General features: G+C 65.1%; 24 protein-coding genes and 1 tRNA gene. 12 read left to right on the top strand and 13 right to left on the bottom strand.

Annotated elements, in window-relative coordinates:
• Nucleotides 1-26 precede the first annotated feature (26 nt).
• The 3 genes from E3U26_RS04170 (at nucleotide 27) to E3U26_RS04160 (ending at nucleotide 5,720) form a co-directional block, all read left to right on the top strand.
• A complete protein-coding gene (locus tag E3U26_RS04170) occupies nucleotides 27-4,121 on the top strand; it encodes a hypothetical protein (RefSeq protein ID WP_499105549.1) in 4,095 nt (1,364 codons plus the stop codon).
• 247 nt (nucleotides 4,122-4,368) lie between these two features.
• A complete protein-coding gene (locus E3U26_RS04165; RefSeq protein ID WP_499105548.1) occupies nucleotides 4,369-5,316 on the top strand; it encodes a hypothetical protein in 948 nt (315 codons plus the stop codon).
• 77 nt (nucleotides 5,317-5,393) lie between these two features.
• Complete coding sequence (locus E3U26_RS04160; protein ID WP_499105547.1) at nucleotides 5,394-5,720, top strand: phage holin family protein; 327 nt, start codon at nucleotides 5,394-5,396, stop codon at nucleotides 5,718-5,720.
• Here E3U26_RS04160 and E3U26_RS04155 read toward each other — a convergent pair.
• Entirely contained in the window at nucleotides 5,701-5,907 is a 207-nt protein-coding gene (locus E3U26_RS04155; RefSeq protein ID WP_499105546.1) for a hypothetical protein, read from the bottom strand. The two genes, E3U26_RS04160 and E3U26_RS04155, sit on opposite strands and share 20 nt — an antisense overlap.
• 179 nt (nucleotides 5,908-6,086) lie before the next feature.
• Between E3U26_RS04155 and E3U26_RS04150 the strand changes: the two genes are divergently transcribed.
• The 5 genes from E3U26_RS04150 to E3U26_RS04130 all read left to right on the top strand — a co-directional run bounded on the left by E3U26_RS04150 (nucleotide 6,087) and on the right by E3U26_RS04130 (nucleotide 7,706).
• Nucleotides 6,087-6,296, top strand: coding sequence for a hypothetical protein (locus E3U26_RS04150; protein WP_179921155.1), 210 nt, complete (start codon nucleotides 6,087-6,089; stop codon nucleotides 6,294-6,296).
• Complete coding sequence (locus tag E3U26_RS04145; protein WP_499105545.1) at nucleotides 6,293-6,919, top strand: glycoside hydrolase family 108 protein; 627 nt, start codon at nucleotides 6,293-6,295, stop codon at nucleotides 6,917-6,919. The genes E3U26_RS04150 and E3U26_RS04145 overlap by 4 nt, the downstream gene beginning before the upstream one ends.
• Nucleotides 6,920-6,921: 2 nt before the next feature.
• Complete coding sequence (locus E3U26_RS04140; protein WP_499105544.1) at nucleotides 6,922-7,119, top strand: hypothetical protein; 198 nt, start codon at nucleotides 6,922-6,924, stop codon at nucleotides 7,117-7,119.
• Nucleotides 7,116-7,370 carry a hypothetical protein gene (locus E3U26_RS04135; RefSeq protein WP_499105543.1) on the top strand — a complete coding sequence of 85 codons (255 nt, stop codon included), beginning with the start codon at nucleotides 7,116-7,118 and terminating at the stop codon, nucleotides 7,368-7,370. The genes E3U26_RS04140 and E3U26_RS04135 overlap by 4 nt, the downstream gene beginning before the upstream one ends.
• A gap of 135 nt (nucleotides 7,371-7,505) precedes the next feature.
• Entirely contained in the window at nucleotides 7,506-7,706 is a 201-nt protein-coding gene (locus E3U26_RS04130; RefSeq protein ID WP_499105542.1) for a hypothetical protein, read from the top strand.
• Here the strand turns inward: E3U26_RS04130 and E3U26_RS04125 are convergent.
• The 8 genes from E3U26_RS04125 to E3U26_RS04090 form a co-directional block, all read right to left on the bottom strand.
• Nucleotides 7,697-7,993 carry a hypothetical protein gene (locus tag E3U26_RS04125; protein ID WP_499105541.1) on the bottom strand — a complete coding sequence of 99 codons (297 nt, stop codon included), beginning with the start codon at nucleotides 7,991-7,993 and terminating at the stop codon, nucleotides 7,697-7,699. The two genes, E3U26_RS04130 and E3U26_RS04125, sit on opposite strands and share 10 nt — an antisense overlap.
• Nucleotides 7,990-8,301, bottom strand: a complete 312-nt coding sequence (locus E3U26_RS04120) for a hypothetical protein (RefSeq protein WP_499105540.1) — start codon at nucleotides 8,299-8,301, stop codon at nucleotides 7,990-7,992. Before E3U26_RS04120 ends, E3U26_RS04125 begins: the two co-directional genes overlap by 4 nt.
• Nucleotides 8,298-8,426, bottom strand: coding sequence for a DUF551 domain-containing protein (locus E3U26_RS04115; protein ID WP_499105774.1), 129 nt, complete (start codon nucleotides 8,424-8,426; stop codon nucleotides 8,298-8,300). The genes E3U26_RS04120 and E3U26_RS04115 overlap by 4 nt, the downstream gene beginning before the upstream one ends.
• A gap of 114 nt (nucleotides 8,427-8,540) precedes the next feature.
• Nucleotides 8,541-8,855, bottom strand: a complete 315-nt coding sequence (locus tag E3U26_RS04110; protein ID WP_499105539.1) for a hypothetical protein — start codon at nucleotides 8,853-8,855, stop codon at nucleotides 8,541-8,543.
• Between the two features lie 133 nt (nucleotides 8,856-8,988).
• A tRNA-Val gene (locus E3U26_RS04105) sits at nucleotides 8,989-9,063 on the bottom strand.
• 56 nt (nucleotides 9,064-9,119) lie between these two features.
• Complete coding sequence (locus E3U26_RS04100; protein WP_072462018.1) at nucleotides 9,120-9,413, bottom strand: HU family DNA-binding protein; 294 nt, start codon at nucleotides 9,411-9,413, stop codon at nucleotides 9,120-9,122.
• Nucleotides 9,414-9,484: 71 nt separating this feature from the next.
• Nucleotides 9,485-11,902 (bottom strand): endopeptidase La, encoded by a 2,418-nt coding sequence (lon, locus tag E3U26_RS04095; protein WP_243785393.1) that lies wholly within the window; start codon nucleotides 11,900-11,902, stop codon nucleotides 9,485-9,487.
• Between the two features lie 209 nt (nucleotides 11,903-12,111).
• On the bottom strand, nucleotides 12,112-12,312 hold the full coding sequence (locus E3U26_RS04090) for a CsbD family protein (RefSeq protein ID WP_036758093.1): 201 nt from the start codon (nucleotides 12,310-12,312) through the stop codon (nucleotides 12,112-12,114).
• A 710-nt stretch (nucleotides 12,313-13,022) separates the two neighbouring features.
• On the opposite strand from E3U26_RS04090, the gene E3U26_RS04085 reads away from it, so the two are divergent.
• On the top strand, nucleotides 13,023-14,207 hold the full coding sequence (locus E3U26_RS04085; RefSeq protein WP_499105773.1) for a GT-B fold glycosyltransferase domain-containing protein: 1,185 nt from the start codon (nucleotides 13,023-13,025) through the stop codon (nucleotides 14,205-14,207).
• Between the two features lie 56 nt (nucleotides 14,208-14,263).
• Here E3U26_RS04085 and ileS read toward each other — a convergent pair whose 3' ends face one another.
• Nucleotides 14,264-17,194 carry an isoleucine--tRNA ligase gene (gene ileS / locus E3U26_RS04080; protein WP_499105538.1) on the bottom strand — a complete coding sequence of 977 codons (2,931 nt, stop codon included), beginning with the start codon at nucleotides 17,192-17,194 and terminating at the stop codon, nucleotides 14,264-14,266.
• Nucleotides 17,195-17,376: 182 nt separating this feature from the next.
• Between ileS and E3U26_RS04075 the strand changes: the two genes are divergently transcribed.
• From E3U26_RS04075 to E3U26_RS04065, 3 genes are read left to right on the top strand one after another with little or no spacing between them, the layout of a single operon-like run.
• Nucleotides 17,377-18,549, top strand: coding sequence for an FAD-dependent oxidoreductase (locus tag E3U26_RS04075; protein WP_499105537.1), 1,173 nt, complete (start codon nucleotides 17,377-17,379; stop codon nucleotides 18,547-18,549).
• 40 nt (nucleotides 18,550-18,589) lie between these two features.
• Entirely contained in the window at nucleotides 18,590-18,991 is a 402-nt protein-coding gene (locus E3U26_RS04070) for a group III truncated hemoglobin (RefSeq protein WP_449045658.1), read from the top strand.
• Nucleotides 18,992-19,037: 46 nt separating this feature from the next.
• Nucleotides 19,038-19,361, top strand: a complete 324-nt coding sequence (locus E3U26_RS04065) for a VOC family protein (protein WP_499105536.1) — start codon at nucleotides 19,038-19,040, stop codon at nucleotides 19,359-19,361.
• Nucleotides 19,362-19,367: 6 nt separating this feature from the next.
• Here E3U26_RS04065 and E3U26_RS04060 read toward each other — a convergent pair whose 3' ends face one another.
• From E3U26_RS04060 to E3U26_RS04050, 3 genes are read right to left on the bottom strand one after another with little or no spacing between them, the layout of a single operon-like run.
• Nucleotides 19,368-20,000, bottom strand: a complete 633-nt coding sequence (locus tag E3U26_RS04060; protein ID WP_243785391.1) for a trimeric intracellular cation channel family protein — start codon at nucleotides 19,998-20,000, stop codon at nucleotides 19,368-19,370.
• Complete coding sequence (gene rnhA / locus E3U26_RS04055) at nucleotides 19,997-20,464, bottom strand: ribonuclease HI (protein WP_072462013.1); 468 nt, start codon at nucleotides 20,462-20,464, stop codon at nucleotides 19,997-19,999. The genes E3U26_RS04060 and rnhA overlap by 4 nt, the downstream gene beginning before the upstream one ends.
• Nucleotides 20,461-21,066, bottom strand: a complete 606-nt coding sequence (locus E3U26_RS04050; RefSeq protein ID WP_499105535.1) for a glutathione S-transferase family protein — start codon at nucleotides 21,064-21,066, stop codon at nucleotides 20,461-20,463. Before E3U26_RS04050 ends, rnhA begins: the two co-directional genes overlap by 4 nt.
• Between the last annotated feature and the right edge of the window lie 6 nt (nucleotides 21,067-21,072).

Raw genomic sequence — 21,072 nt, 5'->3', positions numbered from 1 at the left:
GCGGGCCTTTTTCTATTGGAGGGGCCATGCCTTTCATTGACGATGTCAATCGCCTGCTGCGCGACCATGAGGGCTATACAGGGGACGGGAAGGGTGGCGTTGGGCCCCTGCCGGTGGGCGACAGGTCCACGGCGCGCCGGGCCGTTTGGAAGCGCGACCTGCGCGATCTGTTTATCACCTTGGCGCAGACCATGGGCGATCCGTCGGCGCTGCAGGACATCCTGGACGAGTTGGACGGCAAGGCCGACCTCGCCAACAGCGGCCGGTTTTTCACGTCCCGCGCCGCGGCGGTGAGCGCCGGCCAGTCGGCCCTGCCGGGCGCGTTGGGTCTGATCATGACCATCGAGGATGACTGGCTCGCGGTGCGTAGCTTCAACAATACCGCTGATGATCCTCTGTTCGAGACGCAGCCCAGCTGGGGTGTGGCGCTCCGGGTGCCGAATGCCGCCACCTTGGCCGGTGCCCTGAACGTGGCTTCGGTGATCCCGCTGATCAATATCGGCGGCACTGGGAGCGCCATCACCGCCGATCTGGCCGTGAATGCCGTCGCGGCCGGCGCGTCGGTTACCGCCAGCACCTCGGTGCGCTACATCCCGGCCGCGACCAACACCAACGACGCAGAAACTGACGTAATGCTTCATGTGTCTGGCGACGAGAATCGGATCGTGCGTTCCGCCGACGGCACGCGGCTTCCCGCAGAGTTCTTCGTCGTCGGCCGGGCCTATACACTCGACCGGCGCGGGACGATCTGGCGCGTGGCCACGGGCAGCGTTGACCGTATGGAATTGAACGGCAAAGCGGACCTCGCCAACTCGGGCAAAACCTTTAACTCCCGTGCGGCTGCGGTCGCATTGGGACAGGAGAATCTGCCGAGCATTCTGGGACCGATTATCACTCAAGAGGGAAATTTTCTGGTGTTTCGTGGACCGGGACAGAACACCGATGATCCGCTCTTTGAAACTGCACCTCGGTGGGGCGTGATCGTGCGCGCGCCGGCCAGCACTTTGCTGGGCATAGGCGCGATTCCACTGATCAACATCAGCGGCACGGGCGATGCGATTGCCGCGGAACTTTCCATCCCAGAGGCCCGGATTTCCGACAGAACTTCGGTCGAATACATCCCTGTCGATACAAACACGGGTGCGGTCAAGCTCACCATCGACGGCGACATCGAGCGAGATGTGTTCAGCCCGGACGGGACGGTTCTGCCCCCAGGATACTTCAAGCCGGGCCGGTCCTATACCCTGACGCGCCGTGGCGCGAGCGCATGGCGCGTCCGCAGCGGTACAGTGGATGATCGAGATCTAGCGACCGCACTGGCCGCCAAGGCCGATCTGGCGAACAGCGGCCGAATATTCTCTACCCGAGCTGCCGCTGTCGCGGCTGGGCAGGCCGCTTTGCCGGGGTCGTTGGGCCAAATTTTCACCGGTGCCGGCCGGGCCCTCCAGGTGCGCGGCCCAGGGTCAACTAACGACCCGCTGTTCGATACGTGGCCCTATTGGGGTGTCGCGCAGGTCCAGAACACCTCCTGGGCGGTGGCGAATGCGGGGATACCGCGACTAAACACAATAGCGTCGAGTTCCGGTCCCTATCTGGCCCGGTTTGGCGCTGGAGTGGCGAACTACATCTCGGCTGGCGACCTCACCGACAACAGCAAGGTCGAGTTCATTCCGAACAGAGACAGCCCGGCGGCCCCCTCGATCTCGATTGAGGGTGATACTGAGAGGTCCATTTTTTCCAGCACCGGCCAGATTCTGCCCCAGGGGACGATGAAGGCAGGAAAGGCATATCTCCTGACCCGCAGGGGCGAATTCTGGCGCCTGCTGGTTGACGATTCCTCCGATGTGCCGCCTGATGTTGCAACCCGGCTGACAGCCTTGGAGGCCGGTCTGCCGGCAGAGAGGCTTGCTCGAGAGGCCGCGGATCAGGCGGAGGCCGATGCCCGGCAGGTTGACGTTGCAGGGCTTCAGCACGAGGTTTCTGACCTGCGTAGTGATGTCGATGCTCTCGTGACCGGTGTCCGACCGGTGGGGGATTGGGACGCGGCGTCGGGCGCCTTCCCATCCGATCGGCCTGACGCTAGCCCGGTACAGGCCGGTGACCAATGGTCAGTAACCGGTGGCGGCGTTGTCGATGGCGTCAATTTCGCGCCAGGCGACCTGCTGACCGCGTTGGTGGATGGAGGCGGAGCAACCTACGCTGGTTCTTGGAGCCGCCGTGTTGGCACGGCGACACAGGCCGATCAGGTGGTCACGACCACGCCTGGGGTTTCTGTTCAAAACTGGATCGACCGCTACGTAAAACGCACGTCTTTGGAGTGGAATCTGTCCGAATATCTGGATGACGAGGACTATTATTACGCCGGCCTGGCGAACTCTGCCGATCAGGATGAGGCTCGAGTCACGGCGGCGGTGCAGTTGTTTCATGACGAGTTTATGGACTGGTGGTCCACGTCTCCGGGGCGACATGGTTTGGTGCGTTACAGACCAATCACGCTGGCCGTCAATGATGAGGTGTTCAGCGAGTACTTCGCGCAGAGCCTTTGGGACATGGGCAACTTGTTCGATGACAGTCGGGTTGAGTTCGATTGCTCGGGCGTCAAATTCCAGATCAAGAACTGGAGCGCACGTGCGGCGGTCAGAACGTCCGGTTTCTGGGCCGCCGAGGGGATCGTTGATCCTGTTCCGAAGGCCGTTTGGCGGTGGGAGCAATCTTCCTCGCGCCAGTTTTCTCCCCAGATCAGGGGGCGCATGTATATCACGGGGGAAATGAACCCGAATATGGATGTGATTGGCATGAAAACCATGTCCCTAAACGCGGCAAATCTGGATCGAGTCTATATCAATAACCTGTGCAACTATGGAAAGTTCACCGAGAACTTCTTTAATTCCACGGTTAACGAGATGGATATTCTGCGTTGCGGATACCAGCCTACTGATTTTGGTGGCGACGGCTTCATGTCTGCATCGGTTCGATTTTCCAATGTCGGAAATATCATTGAGGCTACCGAGCCGGTGTTCGAAAGCGGCCATGCTGGCCTGTCGTTCGCGCTGGCGGGCGCGGGCCCTGCTCGCGGCGGATTGCGCCAGGTCCACTGGTCGCCGGTGGACGAAGTACTTGACGCGAACCATGTCAGGCTGGTCAAGGTTCCAGCCGCCAATGTGACCGGTCAGGTCGGCAGTTTCGAAGCGATCCGGGGCTCAATCGAGGCCGGGTCGGCCCTACTGGAACTGTCCAGACCGATCTCGCGGAGCCTGGTGGGGCGATATATCACCGTGTTCCGCTGTGGGCAGCAGGGCGCGCCGTCTGATTTCGGAACCCTGACCGCGCGGGTGACCTCCCATGTTGGCGATCAGGTCATCCTGTCCCATGCGGCGCGGCTGACCGTCCATGATGCTGCGGTCTCAGTTGCGTGTGGACTGTATCAAGGACGCTCGTCTGATTTCATGCTGACGAACAGGGGGCAAAACAATGATGTAACTTACCACAATCTCAGGCTGGTCGGCGGCGAGATTTCGCATTCAGCATGCGCAATACTCGTGGACAACAATGGCGTGGATTTTGGTCCAGGGTCCAAGGTCCACGGGTCGCCGCCAGTCGCGAATAACTTCGGCGGGAACTTCATGGCCATCGGTTATGACGTGGCGGAAACGGTGAACCTCGATCACTGCTTGATCGAGCATGGCGGGCATTCACCGCGTTTTGGTCGGCATGTCCTGACCGGCGGTAACATCCAAGTCGATGTGAGCGGAGGCGTGGCTGGCGATTTCCTACTCGGTACGGAGAGTGCGGAGGTTTACAACGACATTCACGACAATCCGACAGTGGCGCAGTTCTACTACTCGGCCATCCGCCATCGCGGCTATGTCGCCGATCAGCAGCTCATCCGCTACGGTGCGAACGGCCGGCCGGGACAGGTTCTGGGCGGGGCCAGTTCTCGGTCAGCGCGACGAAATCCCGACGCACTAGCGTTCCCCAACCGGGTTGCCGGGAACGGAGGCCCAACCTCTCAAAGGCCGAGCCCGCCGTTTCTCTTCGAGAAGTTCTTCGACACCGACCTCGGCGTCGAGATCACCTGGACGGGCTCGGCGTGGGTGGATGCCTTGGGGAACGCGGTGTGATGATTCGCGGTGCGCGGGCGAGGTCTCGACGGTCCTCGCCCCGGCGATGTTGCTGTAATGTTCTCGTGATCAAAAATTCTGCATTGTCGCCCGACACTTGGGTGGTCGATCCGCCTTAGCCTTGATCTGATCCGCCCGACCACCTATGCAATAGCTTCCGATCCAAGCAGCAAGGGCTTTTCAAATGCAACGGATTTATGTCACCGGCGGGTCCAACTCCCTTATGAGGAATGGTTGGGTTTCGCGAATGAAAACCACTTATGAGGATCGTATCGAGGTTGAGAATCTGTCGATCGGCGCGGCTACGTCGTTGATGGCAATTCTCCGGGTAAAGTCAGGCGCAATTCCTGACGGCAGCACTGTCGTTTGGGAGTATGCCCTTAATGAGTCAAATCATTTCAAGAACGGGCAATCAGCCGCGAGCTTGATGTATAATATCGACTGGTTGCTGACTCTTTGCGCAAGAAGGTCGATTAAGGTTGTTCCTCTGATATTCTGGACGAAGGTTGATGCTGAAGTGGCGGAAACTGGTGAGCCCGATCAGTATTATAAAGATCTTTTCGCGCTTTTCGAGAGCAGGGGAATTTCACCGCTGGATTTTGGCGCAAAGGTGAAAGAAATCGCCAGTGCTACGGGCGTCTCAGTTTCTGATATGTATGAAAATGGTCTACACTATGTGACCAGTGAAACAGTAATGGACGCTGTTTGCGAGCTCGTTGTAAGCGCATTGGACTCGGCATCTGTTCCGGAGGAGGCGGAAGGTCTAAAAGGAAAAGACTTGACGCTGATTCATCCTGAATCGGAAGCTGTTGAGAGCTTTAAGTCAGGCGCATTTGCAGGAGAATACGCACCTGTTGTGGATGAATTGCGCATTCCGGCAAATGGCCTGCTCCTCGCTTCTTATGTCGTTGCATCACAGAATGGTGGCGGGGTTGAGGTGGCTGTGGATGATCGGCCGCTCAATTCTTACTCTCTGATGACGCCGCAACGTGAAAACCCACCGTTCCGCCTGATCAAGCACTTGGTGCATGCGAACGGTGAGGGTGTTGGAGTTCCGGTAGAGAACTCCATCACGGTGTCTCGGTATCAGAAGGAGGATAAGCCGATTATCCAGAATATGTTCGCCTGGTATCCCAATAAGGCGCACGAAGGCGAAAAGGACGATGGGTTCATTTCTGCTCTCGTAGAGGTCTAACGACCTGAGACTGAATTCTAAACAGATGAATTAGCCCCGCCTTGTGCGGGGCTTTTTCTTTGCCAAACGGAGAGACAATGGATACACCGCCTGAACCCGGCCTGATCGAGGCCATGCAGAAGCTGATCGGCGGCGCCGGCACGGCCATGGTCGCTGCCGTCGTAGGCCGCCTGATGTGGCATGCCGGCGAGGTCCGGGCCCGCCGCCGCCCGGCCTTCGGGTTGTTCATGATCTGGGAGCTTCCGATGGCCATCGGGATGGCGCTGATCGGTGACGGCGCCGGCGAATACCTGGACCTGACTGACCCGCAGACCGTGGCGCTGATCGCGGTGCTGTCCTACCTCGGCCCGCGCGGCATCTGCGCGGCGCTGGAGCGCTGGTGGGTCAATCGGAGGGCACCGTAACACCCAGCTCGGCCGCCAGCCCCTCCAGCGCGGCAATCGTCGCGTCGTAGCTGTTCCCGGCCTTCGGGAACCGCGCCTTGCGGCTGCGATACCAGCGCAGCCATTTCGGCAGCTCGTCCAGGGGATAGGTGGCCGACCAGATCTCGCCGGTCAGGGTGAAGGTGGTTTCGTCATGCGTCGCTTTCATGGCGGCGTTTTGCGGCGGGGCGCGGTCGGCTGCAAGGGGGGCCAGGAGAACGCGCGGGACCAAACCCAGACCAAAACTAAACCGATCAGTTCAGAACCGGGACCGAACCGGGAATGAACGCGGAACACCCCGCCCACGTCGCCCCGCCTCGCGCGGGGCTTTTTCATTGGAGAAACGACATGACCAGATGGTGGCGTGCCTCCGTGATCCTGTCCCGCGCCCTCTGCGGTCCACGGGGCAAGCCGCTCTGCGCCCGCATCCACGAGGCCCGGCCCTCCGCATGGCGAACGGCGGCCATGCTGATCCTCGACATGATCTTTGCCGAACCTGACCACTGCGCCCGCATCCATCGCCGCTGGAAGGCGCTGCAACCCGCGAGGACGACATGAAAAGCAATTTCGACCGCTGCTTAGCGGAAACCCTCGCACATGAGGGGGGCTGGGCGGACGACCCGCGCGATGCCGGTGGAGCGACCATGAAGGGCATTACCTTCGCCACCTATCGCGCCTGGAAGAAGCGCCCGATCACCAAGGCCGAACTGCGCAACATCACCGATACCGAGGTGGCTGCCATCTACCGGCAGAACTATTGGGATGCCGTTCGCGGCGACGATCTGCCGGCGGGGCTGGATCTGGTTGCCTTCGACGCGGCCGTGAACAGCGGAGTCTCGCGCGGGGCGAAGTGGCTGCAATCCGCCCTCGGCGTGACCGCTGACGGGATGATCGGCCCGCAGACCATCGCTGCGGCAAAGGCGGCTCATCCCGAGGCGGTCATTGACCGCGCGATCAGCGCGCGGCTCGCTTTCCTGCGCGTGGCGAAGAACATCAAGACCGGCGCGCTACTCTGGCCGACCTATGGCAAGGGCTGGACGCGTCGCGTGGAAAGCGTGCGCGAGAAGGCAATTGCCATGTCGAAGGTGACGACGCCGAACGCCACCAAGTCTGCGGCGCCGTCAGTGGGCATCATCGCCGCGCTTCTGGCGCTTTTCAAGTCCATGTTCGGAGGGAAGTGACCATGTTCCTTTACATCCGCATCGCGCTCTACGCGTTCTTCGGCTGGCTGGCCGGGGCAGGGGTCGGCTCCATCGATCCGACAGGGCAGGTGTTCAGCATCGAGATTGACCGGCTGGCCGAATGGCTGGTGAGCGGCCTTGGTATCGCCGGCACCTTCGCGGCCTCGCGCGTGGCGAAGCGCATGGGGGGGCGGACATGACCGGCACAGTTATCGCCCTGCGGGGCGGCCCGACCGGGCGACCGGAGCCGAACCAAGCCTGCATCGACATGCTGGAATCGTGGCTCGAAATGGCCCGGTCAGGCGAACTGATCGGGGTGGCGCTGGCTGGGAACTGCTTCGACGGCTGCGCGCGCTATGGCCTTGCTGGAACCGTTGGCGGCTATTCGATGATCGGGGCGTTGGAAATCGCTCGCGCTGAATTGGTCAATGTCGCGCGAGGTGAGGCATGACCGCGTGGCTCCTCACCATCCTCGGGGCCATCGCCGCCGCCGTGGCTGCGTTCCTGCGCGGCCGGGCGCGGGGTAGGGCGGACGCACAGGCGCGAGAGGATGCGGCCTATCGTGAGACGCGCAGGAGGATGGACGATGTATCGACTGATGATCTGGACGACGCTTCTGTCGTTGACCGCCTGCGCGAACACGCCAGCAAGCGGCCCGGCGATCTGTGACGGCACCGAGGCGTCCCGCAAGGCGCTTGCCGCTGCGCTGATCGAGGACGGTGGGGTCAGCAGCCAGCGGGCAGGGCTGCGGCTGCTGGACCAGATGGCGGCTGGCTGTCACCCCTGACGCCGGGCGCGGCGCTGGTCGAGGATGGCGCGACATTGCCTCACCATGGGGCCGATACGATCAGCCATTGGCCCCTCTACGTATACGGTTGCCCGCTCCAACGCCTCTGCCAGCGCGTCCGCATGCGCCCGCTCGTCGGCAAGGGCGGCGCGCAGCCTCTCCACCTCGGCGCGGAGGCGGGCGAGCTCGGCGGCGGCTTCGCGCACCACTTCACCGAAGGTCCATGGCGTCGCATACGCATCATCCTCGGTAAAGTTCCGCAGCCGGTCAATCAGGTCGTCACTCATCGCGCGTCCTCCATATGCTCGGTCATGTGCTTCCGTGCCCGCGTCTCCCAATCGTGCAGATCGCGCTGGAATTGATCCTCTGCCCATAGCTGAGGGGTCAGGCTGCGCGTCTCGATCACGCGCCACGGGTCGCATTCGCAGTTGTGGCGTTCGACGTAGCGGTCAAACAGGCCCTCCGACTGCCAGCGTTCCGGGTCTTTCGACACCGCCAGCGTGTCAGCCCGGCGCTGGATGCCGTCGAGGGTGCGCCCCCGCACCGTCAGGTTCAGGGCCTCGTTCAGTAGGTCAGCGCAAGTGGTGCAGGTCATCTCGCGTCCTCCGGGGGCTGGGGCAGGGGCATCCAGTGGGTGGGAGCGGGGAAAACTTTCTCCCAGCCGGGACTTTCAAATCCGTCCGTTCCCCAAAAAACCCAGCCGCGACCGTTCAGCCACATAGAGTCTGCGATCCGCTCATTGTAGCCGGTCCAGAGGTCGATTTTCGTCCCATCCCTCGGCGCCGTCTCAATCGGTTGCCAGTCTCTCATGTCCTCTCCTTCTGGTCGCGGGGGTCAGTTCAGCACGAGCCGAGGGGGCCGGCGCAGCTTGCCGCCTGTCTCGCGCTCGAATGCCTCGATCTGGTCGGGGTGGATTCGCACAGCGGCCAGCACCTGCGATCCGCGATAGCGCGGATTGAACGCATGGACCGAGCCGATTTCGACATTCTGCGACAGGCAGAACATCATGAACCGAGCCATGCTGGCCTTGGTCATGGTCAAGCCTTCCTCGCAGTGCCGCCAGACGCGACCGTAGTGATCGGCCTCGCTGCCCGGTTCCGGGCATCGGCAATCGCGCAGCGGCTCGTTGCATCTCGCGCAGGTGCTCATGGCGTCATTCCTCTGTGGTGGGGCGTGGAGAATCGCGCGCTGAATTGCGCGAGTTCTGTGATTGCGTCCGCAGGGGAAGGTTCAGACGACTTAGGCGCGCTTCGTATGCGCTGGCCTAAGTCGTTGAAAATAATGGTGGGCGATAACGGATTTGAACCGCTGACATCTTCGATGTGAACGAAGCGCTCTACCGCTGAGCTAATCGCCCGATGCGCGCTAGATAGCCGCAGCCGCGGCGGGCTGCAAGAGGCTTTGGACGAAAAATCATGCCTCGCCGGCGGCGCGGCGGCGCAGGCGCAGGGTGATGACCTCGCCGCCCGATCTGTCGTTGCGCCGGCTGATCCGCGCCCGGCCCAAGGGCGGCAGCGCCAGCGTCATGCCCGCCGCAATCGCCTCGTCCAGCTCGGCCAGGGTGGCCTCGACGACGGCCTTGACCTCGCTGTTGCGCAGGCCGGTCCGCCGCGCGACCTGGGCCAGAAGCTGCCGCTTTTGCAGAACCCTTGCCGGCTCAGGCTCGGCTGTGCTTTCCCTTTTCGGTTTTCCCTCCGATCTTGCCATGAGCGAACTCCTTTCTGATGGAGCCTCGGTCAAGAAAAAACCGCGCGGGATGGCCCGCGCGGTTGCTTGTGTCAATGGGCGACCGCCGCGCCGCCGCTGCCCTGGTCACGGGTCGCGGCCAGCCGGCTGGCCTCGGCCGCTTCCTCGGCGGCCTCGTCCCATTCGATGGGCTCGGGCATCCGCACCAGCGCCTGCTGCAACACCTCGCGCACATGGCTGACCGGGATGATCCTGAGCCCTTCCTTGACGTTGGCCGGGATCTCGGCCAGATCCTTTTCGTTATCGGCCGGGATCAGCACGGTCTTGATGCCGCCGCGCAGCGCCGCCAGCAGCTTTTCCTTGAGCCCGCCGATGGCCAGCACGTTGCCGCGCAGCGTGACCTCGCCGGTCATGGCCACGTCCTTGCGGACCGGGATCTGCGTCAGCACCGACACGATCGAGGTCACCATGGCGATGCCCGCGGACGGCCCGTCCTTGGGCGTCGCGCCTTCGGGGACGTGGACGTGGATGTCCACCTTTTCGAACTTCGGCGGCTTCACCCCCAGCTCGGGGCTGATCGAGCGGACGAAGGAGGATGCGGCGTCGATCGATTCCTTCATCACCTCGCCCAGCTTGCCGGTCGTCTTCATCCGGCCCTTGCCGGGCAGCTTCAGCGCCTCGATCTGCAGCAGGTCGCCGCCGACCTGGGTCCAGGCCAGGCCCGTCACCACGCCGACCTGGTCGTCCCTTTCGGCCAGGCCATAGCGATAGCGGCGCACGCCCAGGTATTCCTCGGCCTTTTCGGGCGTCACCTCGACCGACTTGACCTTGCCCTTGAGGATCTCGGTCACCGCCTTGCGGGCCAGCTTGGCGATCTCGCGCTCCAGCGACCGCACGCCCGCCTCGCGGGTGTAGTAGCGGATCACATGGGTCAGCGCCTCGTCGCTGACCGAGAACTCGCCCTTGCGCAGCCCGTTCGCCTTGATCTGCTTGGGCAGCAGGTGCTGGCGCGCGATCTCGCGCTTCTCGTCCTCGGTATAGCCGGCCAGGGGGATGATCTCCATCCGGTCGAGCAGCGGCCCCGGCATGTTGTAGCTGTTGGCCGTGGTCACGAACATCACGTTCGACAGGTCGTATTCCACCTCGAGATAGTGGTCCACGAAAGTCGCGTTCTGTTCGGGGTCCAGCACCTCCAGCATCGCGCTGGCCGGATCGCCGCGGAAATCCTGGCCCATCTTGTCGATCTCGTCGAGCAGGATCAGCGGGTTCGTGGTCTTGGCCTTCTTCAGCGCCTGGATGATCTTGCCGGGCATCGAGCCGATATAGGTCCGGCGGTGGCCGCGGATCTCGGATTCGTCGCGCACCCCGCCAAGGCTGATGCGGATGAACTCGCGCCCCGTGGCACGGGCCACCGAACGGCCCAGCGAGGTCTTGCCGACGCCCGGAGGCCCGACGAGGCACAGGATCGGCCCCTTGAGCTTGGCCGAGCGGTTCTGCACCGCCAGGTATTCGACGATCCGCTCCTTGACCTTTTCCAGGCCGTAGTGATCGGCGTCCAGCACCTCCTCGGCCTTGCCGAGATCCTTGCGGATGCGCGATTTCACGCCCCAGGGCAGCGCAAGCAGCCAGTCGAGATAGTTGCGGCTGACCGTGGCCTCGGCCGACATCGGCGACATCGACTTCAGCTTCTTCAGCTCGGCTTCCGCCTTTTCGCGGGCCTCCTTGCTGAACTTGGTCTGCTTGATCTTCTCTTCCAGCTCGGTGATCTCGTTCGAGCCGTCCTCGCCGTCGCCCAGCTCCTTCTGAATGGCCTTCATCTGTTCATTCAGGTAGTATTCGCGCTGGGTCTTCTCCATCTGCGTCTTGACGCGGGACTTGATCTTCTTCTCGACCTGCAGGACCGACATCTCGCCCTGCATCAGGCCATAGACCTTTTCCAGCCGCTCGGCAGTCACCAGCGTTTCCAGCAGTTCCTGCTTCTTGTCCAGCGCGATGCCCAGATGGCCGCTGACCAGGTCGGCCAGGCGCGCCGCATCGCGGGCCTCGGCTACGGCCGAGACGACCTCTTCGGGGATGTTCTTGCGCACTTTCACGTAGCGCTCGAACTCCTCGGCGACGGCGCGGGTCAGGGCGGCCAGCGTCTCTTCGTCGCCCGGCTCTTCGGGCAGCATCTCGCAGCGGGCCTCGAAATAGGCGTCGTTCGGCACGAAATCGGTGATGGTGACGCGTTCGCGCCCTTCGACCAGGACCTTGACGGTCCCGTCGGGAAGTTTCAGCAATTGCAGCACATTGGCCAGAACGCCGGTGCGGAAGATCCCCTCGGCGGCGGGCTCGTCGACCGCGGCATCCTTCTGGGCTGCGAGAAGGATCGGGCGGTCCTGCTCCATCACGGCCTCGAGCGCCCGCACCGATTTCTCGCGCCCGACGAACAGCGGCACGATCATGTGCGGAAACACCACGATGTCCCGCAAGGGCAGGACCGGATGGGTGGTTTGGGCGAATTCGTTCATGGAATCAGTCCTTTCTCGCCAAGAGGCGCAACCCCTAAAGACAGGCAGTCTGCGCCCCCTGCTGGCAGACAAGATAGGAAGCCCGCGCAAGAGGTTCAATGGGGGATTTGTTCGCATTTTGTTCTTGATCCCGCCGGGCCGTGGCAAGAAAAGGGCCCCCGGCGCGAACCGGAGGCCCCGAGGGTCGTCGGACCTGGGTGAAAGCGGGGTCAGACCTTGTCGCGGAAGAAGTGGTCGATCTGCTCTTCCGCCTTTTCCTTGGTCCAGCCGTATTTCTCCTGCAGCTTGCCGGCAAGCTTGTCCTTCTTGCCCGCCATCTCGGTCAGTTCGTCATCGGTCAGGTCGCCCCATTTTTCCCTGACGCTGCCCTTGAGCTGGTTCCATTTGCCTTCGATGATATCCCAGTTCATCGGCACTCCTTTCGAGCGGATTGAGTTTGCATGTGGGAATTGAACGACCGTTCCGTGCAGGAGGTTCCCGCATGTGGCCGGAAATCTGCCGCAGGATTCGCCGCCTCCCTGCCGCGTCGCCGCCGGATTCCGGGAAAACGGGCTGATCTGGAAAGGGAAAATGCCCGGCCGGGAAATGGCGGAAACCAGCCTTGGGCAACGGGCAGGGACTGCCGGCCGACGATAGGCGAGCCGAATGCCGTCATTTCAACTGCAAGGCGGTGCCGGACCCCGGCCGATGCGCGCGACACATCCTTGGCCGGTGCGGTTGCAGGGCGCGCGATTCAATAAACCTGCACAAGAGCATCGGCGGAAAAGCGCCATGGTTTTATCGAAATGATCGACAAGTCTCGGGTAGAATGTCAAATTCGAATAAAGAGCGACCGGATGAGCACGGTGCCCACGTCTCACCCGGTCTTGCCGTACCTGTAAAAGTGGAAATCGTTCAACGGCTGAAGTCACCCTGCAATGAAAGCCGTTGAGCGGGAACCTGCCTTTTTGGTGAGGTTTCTGCCGAGTTTCTGCATTTCGTGCAATTCAAGGGTGTTTCCGTTCCCTATTCTTTCCCCGCCATATCGCATGGCGGTTGAATAAGGAAAACCGAATTCACCTCTGGAACGAAACCCCGTCCTGTTGCTAAACCCGTCGCGGTAAAGATTCGCAAGATGGGTATGTGTGACGTGGTCAAGGACAAGGGAAAAGACAAGGACCGGGAGGACCCGCCCCCGACGAGCAGGCGGGCCGCACAGCAGGCCGCCAACCGCGCCCAGCGCGAAGCCCAGCGCCAGTTGCGCCAGGCCGAACGCGCCGCGAAGCGCAAAAAGCCGGCAGCCAAGACCAAGGCCGAGGCCAGGGCCCCCGCGCCGGTGCCGGCCGGCCCCTTCAATATCCTGCTGATCGGCCAGGACATCCGCCTGGGCATGGAGGCGGCGCTGTTCGCCGCCAGCCTGCGCCACCACGCCCCCGACTGGCGCGGCCGGCTGATCGTCGCAGAGCCCGCCGCCGAGGGCGCCTGGAGCGGCGAGCGGACCAAGATACCCGCCCCGATCCGCCTGGCGCTGCTGGATTTCGGGGCCGAGATCCTGCCCTTCACCGCCCGGCATTTCGGCGCCAGCTATCCCTTCGGCAACAAGATCGAGGCGCTGTCGGTGCTGCCGCCGGGCGAGCCCTTCGTCTTCTTCGACAGCGATACGCTGGTGACCGGGCCGCTGGACCGGCTGCCCTTCGACTTCTCGCGCCCTTCGGCCTCGATGCGCCGCAGCGCGACATGGCCCGAGCCGCCGCTTTACGGTCCGGGCTATGGCGCGATCTGGAAGTCGCTCTATGACCGTTTCGGGCTGGATTACGAAAGCTCGCTGGACACCAGCCAGCCCGACGAGCATTGGGAGCGTTACCTGTATTTCAACGCCGGCTGGTTCTTCGGCGCCGACCCGCAGGAATTCGGCCGCCGCTTCCTGGACTGGGCGCTGGCGATCCGCAAGGATCCCGGCGAGGCGCTGGCCAGCCAGAAGCTGGACGTGCTGCTGGACCAGGTGGCGCTTCCGCTGGTGATCCACGCGCTTGGCGGCGGGCGGCCGGGCCCCGGCCTCGCCGGGCTCGACGGCGACGTGACCTGTCACTATCGCGACCTGCCGCTGCTTTATGCCAGGGAAAGCGACCTTGCCGTCGAGACGGCCGAGACGCTGCTGCGCGATCCGCGGCTGGCCCCGCTGGCCGAGGCATGGGCGCCCTCGCGGCAGATCGTGCTGGAGGGAACCGGCCGGGACCGCATCCGCCCCATGTTCGACCGCCGCATGCCGCTGAACGAAGGCCGCACGCGGCAAATCCTGAAGAAGGCCGGCCTCTGGCTGCGCTAGCCGCTAGCGACGGTTCCCGGCCGGCAGGGCGCTGCCGGGAACCATCGGCGGGACCGTCACCCCTTGGCCAGCACCGCATCGCAGCGGGCGCAGGTGCCCGGATGGCGGTGGCTGCCGACATCGGGCAGGATCTTCCAGCAGCGCTGGCATTTCTCGCCCTCCGCGGCTTCGAAGACCACGCCGATGCCGGGCACGTCCGACAGCCGGAACGCCTCGCCCGGCGCCGGATCGGCGGTCAGGCTCAGGTCCGAGGTGATGCAGATATCGGCGAAATCCACCGATTTCAGCGCCTTCAGATCCTCGGGCTCCTCGACATGCACCACCGGGGCGGCTTCCAGGCTGGCGCCGATCACCTTGTCCGTGCGCTTGATCTCCAGCGCGGCGGTCACGGTGCGGCGGATGCGGCGGATGGTGTCCCATTTCGCCGCCAGCGATGCGTTCAGCCACTCCGCCGGGGTGACGGGGAAGTCCCGCAGATGCACGCTGTCATCCTCGGAGGGGAAACGGCTCAGCCAGACATCCTCCATGGTGAAGGGCAGGATCGGCGCCAGCCAGGTGACGAGCCGGTGGAACAGCAGGTCCAGCACCGTGCGCGCCGCCCGCCGGCGCAGCGCATCGGGCGCGTCGCAATAAAGCGCGTCCTTGCGGATGTCGAAATAGAAGGCCGAAAGGTCCACGGTGGCAAACTGGAACACGGTCTGGAACACGCCCTGGAAATCGAAGCCGTCATAGCCCTTGCGCAGCTGCTGGTCGATCTGCGCCAGCCGGTGCAGCACCCATTGCTCCAGTTCCGGCATCTCGGCCGCCTCGACCCGCTCGGCCTCGTCGAATCCGGCCAGGTTGCCCAGGATGAAGCGCAGCGTGTTGCGCAGCCGGCGATAGCTGTCGGCGGTGCCCTTGAGGATCTCGGGGCCGATGCGCTGGTCGGCGGTATAGTCGGTCTGCGCCACCCAGAGCCGCAGGATGTCGGCGCCGTATTGCTTGATGATCTCGGCCGGCACGATGGTATTGCCGAGCGACTTGGACATCTTCATGCCCTTCTCGTCCAGCGTGAAGCCGTGCGTGACCACGTTGCGATAGGGCGCCCGGCCCCTGGTCGCGCAGGCCTGCAAGAGCGAGGACTGGAACCAGCCGCGATGCTGGTCGGTGCCTTCCAGGTAGACGTCGGCGATGCCGTCCGGCGCCCCGTCGGCGCGGTCGCGCAGCACGAAGGCATGGGTCGAGCCGCTGTCGAACCAGACGTCCAGCACGTCCATGACCTGATCGTAATCCGCCGGATCGGCCACGCCCTCCAGCACCTCGGCGGCAAAGCCGGGGCGATACCAGGCATCGGCGCCGTCCCGTTCGAAGGCTTCGATGACGCGGTCGTTCACCCGCTGGTCGCGCAGCAGGAACTCCGGGTCGCCGGGCTTCGCGCTCTTCTTCACGAAACAGGTCAGCGGCACGCCCCAGGCGCGCTGGCGCGACAGCACCCAGTCGGGCCGGTTCTCGACCATGGCATGGATGCGGTTGCGGCCCGATTGCGGCCACCATTTCACCAGCCTGTCGATGCTGGTCAGCGCCCGCGTGCGGATGGTGTCGCCATATTCGCCCATGCCGTCGGCCAGCGCATGGTCGATGGCCGCGAACCATTGCGGCGTGTTGCGATAGATCAGCGGCGCCTTGGACCGCCAGCTGTGCGGATAGGAATGCTTGATCTTGCCCTTGGCCAGCAGCGCGCCGGCCCAGGCCAGCTGCTTGATGACGCTGACATTGGCCGGGCCTTCCTTGCCGTCCGCACCGATGATCGCCTGGCCGCCGAACAGCGGCAGGTCGGCGCGATAGGAGCCGTCCGGCTCGACGTTATAGGTCATCGGCAGCTTGAAGCGCAGCCCAAGCTGATAGTCGTCGTCGCCATGGCTGGGGGCGGTATGGACGAAGCCGGTGCCGGCATCCTCGGTCACATGCTCGCCCGGCAGCATGGGCACGTCATAGTCCCATTCGCCCGCACCGCCCTCGACGCCGCGCAGGGGATGGGCCAGCACCAGCCCCTCCAGGTCGGCCGCGGTCACGTCGCGGACCCGCTCCCATTCCTCGATCTTGGCCGCAGCCCGCACGCTTTCGGCCAGCGCATCGGCCAGCACCAGCAACTCGCCGCTTTTCGCCGTCGCATTCTCGGCCACCGCGCCCACGCGATAAAGCCCGTAGGCGACGCCCGGATTATAGGCCACCGCCCGGTTCTGCGGGATGGTCCAGGGGGTGGTGGTCCAGATCACCACGCTGGCGGGTTTCTCCGTTGCCCAAATACCCTGCGACGATTCCACCGGGAACCGCACCCAGATGGTGTGGCTGGTATGGTCGTGATACTCGACCTCGGCCTCGGCCAGCGCGGTCTTTTCGACCGGCGACCACATCACCGGCTTCGAGCCCTGGTAGAGCGAGCCGTTCATCAGCAGCTTCATGAACTCGGCCGCGATCACCGCCTCGGCGTGATGGTCCATGGTCAGGTAGGGATCGTCCCATTTGCCGGTGATGCCCAGCCGCTTGAACTCCTCGCGCTGGACATCGACCCAATGCTCGGCAAAGCGGCGGCATTCCTGGCGGAACTCGACCACGTCGACCGCGTCCTTGTCGCGGCCTTCCTTGCGGTATTTCTCCTCGATCTTCCATTCGATCGGCAGGCCGTGGCAGTCCCAGCCCGGCACGTAGCGCGCATCGCGGCCCATCATCTGGTGGCTGCGCACGATGATGTCCTTGATGGTCTTGTTCAGCGCGTGGCCGATATGCAGGTTGCCGTTCGCATAGGGCGGGCCGTCGTGCAGGATGAAGGGCGCGCGCCCCGCCGCCCTCTCGCGCAGCCGGTCGTAGATGCCGATGCGCTCCCAGCGGGCCAGCCATTCGGGCTCGCGCTGCGGCAGGCCGGCGCGCATCGGGAAATCGGTCTGGGGCAGGAAGACGGTGTCGCGGTAATCGGTCGCGGCCTGGGTCTCGGTCGTGGTGTCGCTCATCTGGCGGGAATCCTTCGGTGGCAGGGCAGGCATGCATGACCCGGCGGCGAGGGCTCCCTACGCCGCCGGGCGAATAATTCGGAAGATCCGCGCCCTGCTGAACATGCGCGGGTTATAGGAAACCGCCCCGAACCCTGCAAGCGCGGCTTGCACCCGCGGCCCGGCTCGGGCAGCAAGCGGCCATGAGCTACAGGATCGCCATCGCCGGCGCCGGGATCGGCGGCCTGGCCTCTGCCGCGCTTCTGGCCCGCGAGGGCCACGCCGTCACCCTGTTCGAGCGCTTTGCCGCGCCGCGCCCGCTGGGCTCGGGCCTGGTGGTCCAGCCGGTCGGGCTGGCCGTGCTGGACCGGATCGGCGCGGGCGAGGAGACCCGCCGCCTCTCCAGCCCCATCGCCCGGATGCTCGGGCACGAGGCGCGGGGCCGCAAGGTGCTGGACGTCTCCTATCCCGCCGCCGCGCCGGGCCGCGGCATCCATCGCGCCACGCTGTTCGGGCTGCTCTGGGACCGGGTCGCCGCGCTCGGCCTGCCGGTGGTGACCGGGGCCGAGATCGCCGCGGCGCCGCCGGACGGGGCGGGACGGCGCCTTGCGCTGGCGGATGGGCGCGATTTCGGCCCCTTCGACCTTGTCGTCGATGCCAGCGGTGCCGGCTCGCGGCTGTCGCCGCTACGGGCGCGGCCGCTGGGCTATGGCGCGATCTGGGGCACGGTGCCCTGGCCCGAGACGGATTTCCCCCGCGACCAGCTGCGCCAGCGCTACCGCGCCGCCAGCCGCATGGCGGGCGTGCTGCCGATCGGCTGCCTGCCCGGCGACCCGACGCCGCGCGCGGCCGTCTTCTGGTCCATGCCGCTGGCCGAGCTGGACCGCTGGCCGCAAACCCCGGTCGCGGATTGGCGCGCCCAGGTCGCCGCGCTCTGGCCGCAGATGGCGCCCTTCCTGGAAACCATCCGCGACCATGCGCAGATGACGCCGGCGCGCTACAGCCACGGCACCCTGCGCCGGCCCTTTGCGCCGGGCCTGGTCCATATCGGCGATGCCGCCCATCGCGCCAGCCCGCAGCTGGGGCAGGGGGCGAACATGGCGCTGCTCGACGCCTTTGCGCTGGCCCATGCGCTGCGCCGCCCGCTGGCGGAAGCCTTGCCGGATTACGCCGCCATGCGCCGCTGGCATGTGCGCATCTACCAGGCGATGAGCGCGGCCTTCACGCCGATGTATCAATCGGGCAGCCGCAGCCTGCCCTGGCTGCGCGACCTGGTCCTGGCGCCGCTTTCGACCCTGCCGCTGCTGCGGCGCGGGCTGACGCATCTGGTCGCCGGCACCATGATCCCGCCGCTTTCGGGCACGCGCGATCCGTGACGGGCTTGCAGCGCGGGCCGCAGGGGTCCATATCCGGCGCATGATCCCGCCCCGTTTCGACGTCACACCCGAACAGATCGACCGCGTTGTCGCCACCTTCTACGCCGCGGTGCGCCGGCACGAGGTGCTGGGCCCGGTCTTCGCCGCCCATGTCGCCGACTGGCCCGAGCATGAGGCCAAGATCGCCCGCTTCTGGCGCAATGCCATCCTTTACGAGCGCGGCTATGACGGCAATCCGATGCAGGTCCACATGCGCACGGGCGACGTGAAGGCGCAGCATTTCGCGCCTTGGCTGATGCTTTTCGACGAAACCCTGCGCCGCACCCTGTCGCCCGAGACGGCCAAAGCCTGGTCGGCGCTTGCGCATCGCATCGGCGCCGGGCTGCGCATGGGGGTCGAGGATCTGCGCGAACGCCGTCCCGGCCCCCCGGTCTTGCGCTAGGCCGCGCGCAGGTAAACAAAACGGGAACATCCGAAAGGGCTTCCCGATGAAGATCGACTATCTCGAATTCAGCTCGCCCGACCTGCCGGCCACGAAAGCCTTCTTCGGCCAAGCCTTCGGCTGGCGCTTCAACGACTACGGTCCCGACTACCAGGAACTCGCCGATGCCGGCCTTGCGGGCGGTATCGCCGCCGGTCCCCCGGCGCCGCCGCTGGTGATCCTGCGCACCGACGACCTGGAAGCGGCGCTGGCCCGCGTGACCAAGGCGGGGGCGGCGATCACCCGGCCGATCTTCGCCTTTCCCGGCGGCCGCCGCTTCCAGTTCCGCGAGCCGGGCGGCACCGAGATGGCAATCTGGTCCGACCGCTGAGGCCGGTCACGTCCGCGGTGGCCGCGCCTTGTAGACCGGCAGCCGCCAGCCGAAGCCCAGGCCCCCGGCGCGCAGCAGCAGCACCACCGCCGCGCAGCCGATCAGCGCCCAGCCGCGCCCGGCACCCAGCGCCAGCAACAGCAGCGCCGCTACCGCCCCGCCAAAGGCGGCGGTGACGTAAAGCTCGCCCTGCTTCAGCACCAGGGGCACCTCATTCCCGACCACGTCGCGCATCAGCCCGCCGAAGGTGCCGGTCATCACCCCCATCAGCACGGTGACGACGGGGCTCACCCCCGCCTCCAGCGCCACGCCGACCCCGGCCGGCACCGCCACGGCCAGGGCAAAGGCATCCAGCCACAGGATGGCGCGATAGCGGCTCTCCAGCCGATGCGCGGTGAAGAACACCACGATCGCCGCGCCGGCGGTCAGCAGCAGCAGCTCGGGCCGCCCGACCCAGAACACCGGCGCCCGGCCCAAGACCAGGTCGCGCAGGGTGCCGCCGCCGATCCCGGTCAGCGTGGCGAAGAAGATGAAGCCGACGACGTCCAGCTGCCCGCGGCTCGCCACCAGCGCGCCGGTCAGGGCAAAGACCAGCACGCTGGCATAATCCAGAAGCGGGACCAGCGCCTCGACGCTCATCCCGCGGCCCTGGCCGGCTTGAAGGGCGCCATGCCCGCCCGCGCCAGCGCATCGGCGCGCTCGTTCTCGGGATGGCCAGCATGGCCCTTGATCCATTCCCAGCGCACCTTGTGGCGTGCCTGCGCCGCGTCAAGCCGCTGCCACAGCTCGGCATTCTTCACCGGCTTGCGGTCGGCGGTGCGCCAGCCGTTCTTCTTCCAGCCGTGGATCCATTGCGTGACGCCGTTCTTCACATAGGCGCTGTCGGTGGTCACGGTGATCTCGCTGGGCCGGGTCAGCGCCTCCAAGGCCGAGATCGCCGCCATCAACTCCATGCGGTTGTTGGTGGTCTCGGCCTCGCCGCCCGACAGCTCGCGCTCCTTCAGCACCGTCTCGCCTTCCATGGCCCGCATCAGCACCCCCCAGCCGCCGGGGCCGGGATTGCCGCTGCAGGCGCCGTCGGTCCAGGCGAACAGCGCGCTCATGCCTCCAGTCCCTTGTAGCCGGGCAGGGCGGCGATGCGGCCAAGCCAGCGCCCGATGCCGGGGAACCGCGCCATGTCGAACCCGCCCAGGCTGCCGGCCGTATGGGTATAGCCGTAAAGGCAGATATCGGCGAGGCTGACGGCATCGCCCACCAGCCAGTCATGCCGGGCCAGCCGGTCCTCCATCACCTGGAGCAGCGCATGGCCGCGCTCCAGCAATTCGGCCATGCGCTCGGGCGTCGCCTGCGCGCGGCGCTGCGGATAGACCTGCAAGGCCGCGCGCACGGCGATCACGCCCTCGTGCTGGTTCTGCTCCCAGAACATCCAGCCCAGCATGGCGGCGCGCTCGAAGGCGTCCTGCGGCACGAAGCGCGTGCCCTCGCCCAGCCAGCACAGGATCGCGTTCGATTCCGGCAACAGCCGCCCGTCGTCCAGCTCCAGCACCGGCGCCTTGCCAAAGGGCAGCCGCCCCGTCGCCTTGGCCGCCGCCAGCGCCTCGGTCAGATATTCGACATCCACGATCTCGCAATCGCGCCCCAGCAGCGCCAGGGCCAGCCGAACCTTGTAACTGTTGCCGGATGACGGCATCGACCAGAGCTTCATCCCGAC

Origin of the sequence: Paracoccus ferrooxidans (assembly GCF_029909815.1) — a bacterium.
In the GTDB taxonomy this organism is placed as follows: Bacteria; Pseudomonadota; Alphaproteobacteria; order Rhodobacterales; family Rhodobacteraceae; genus Paracoccus; species Paracoccus versutus.
Note: the sequence above shows the minus strand (reverse complement) of the source record. Positions and strands in the feature narration are given on the sequence as shown.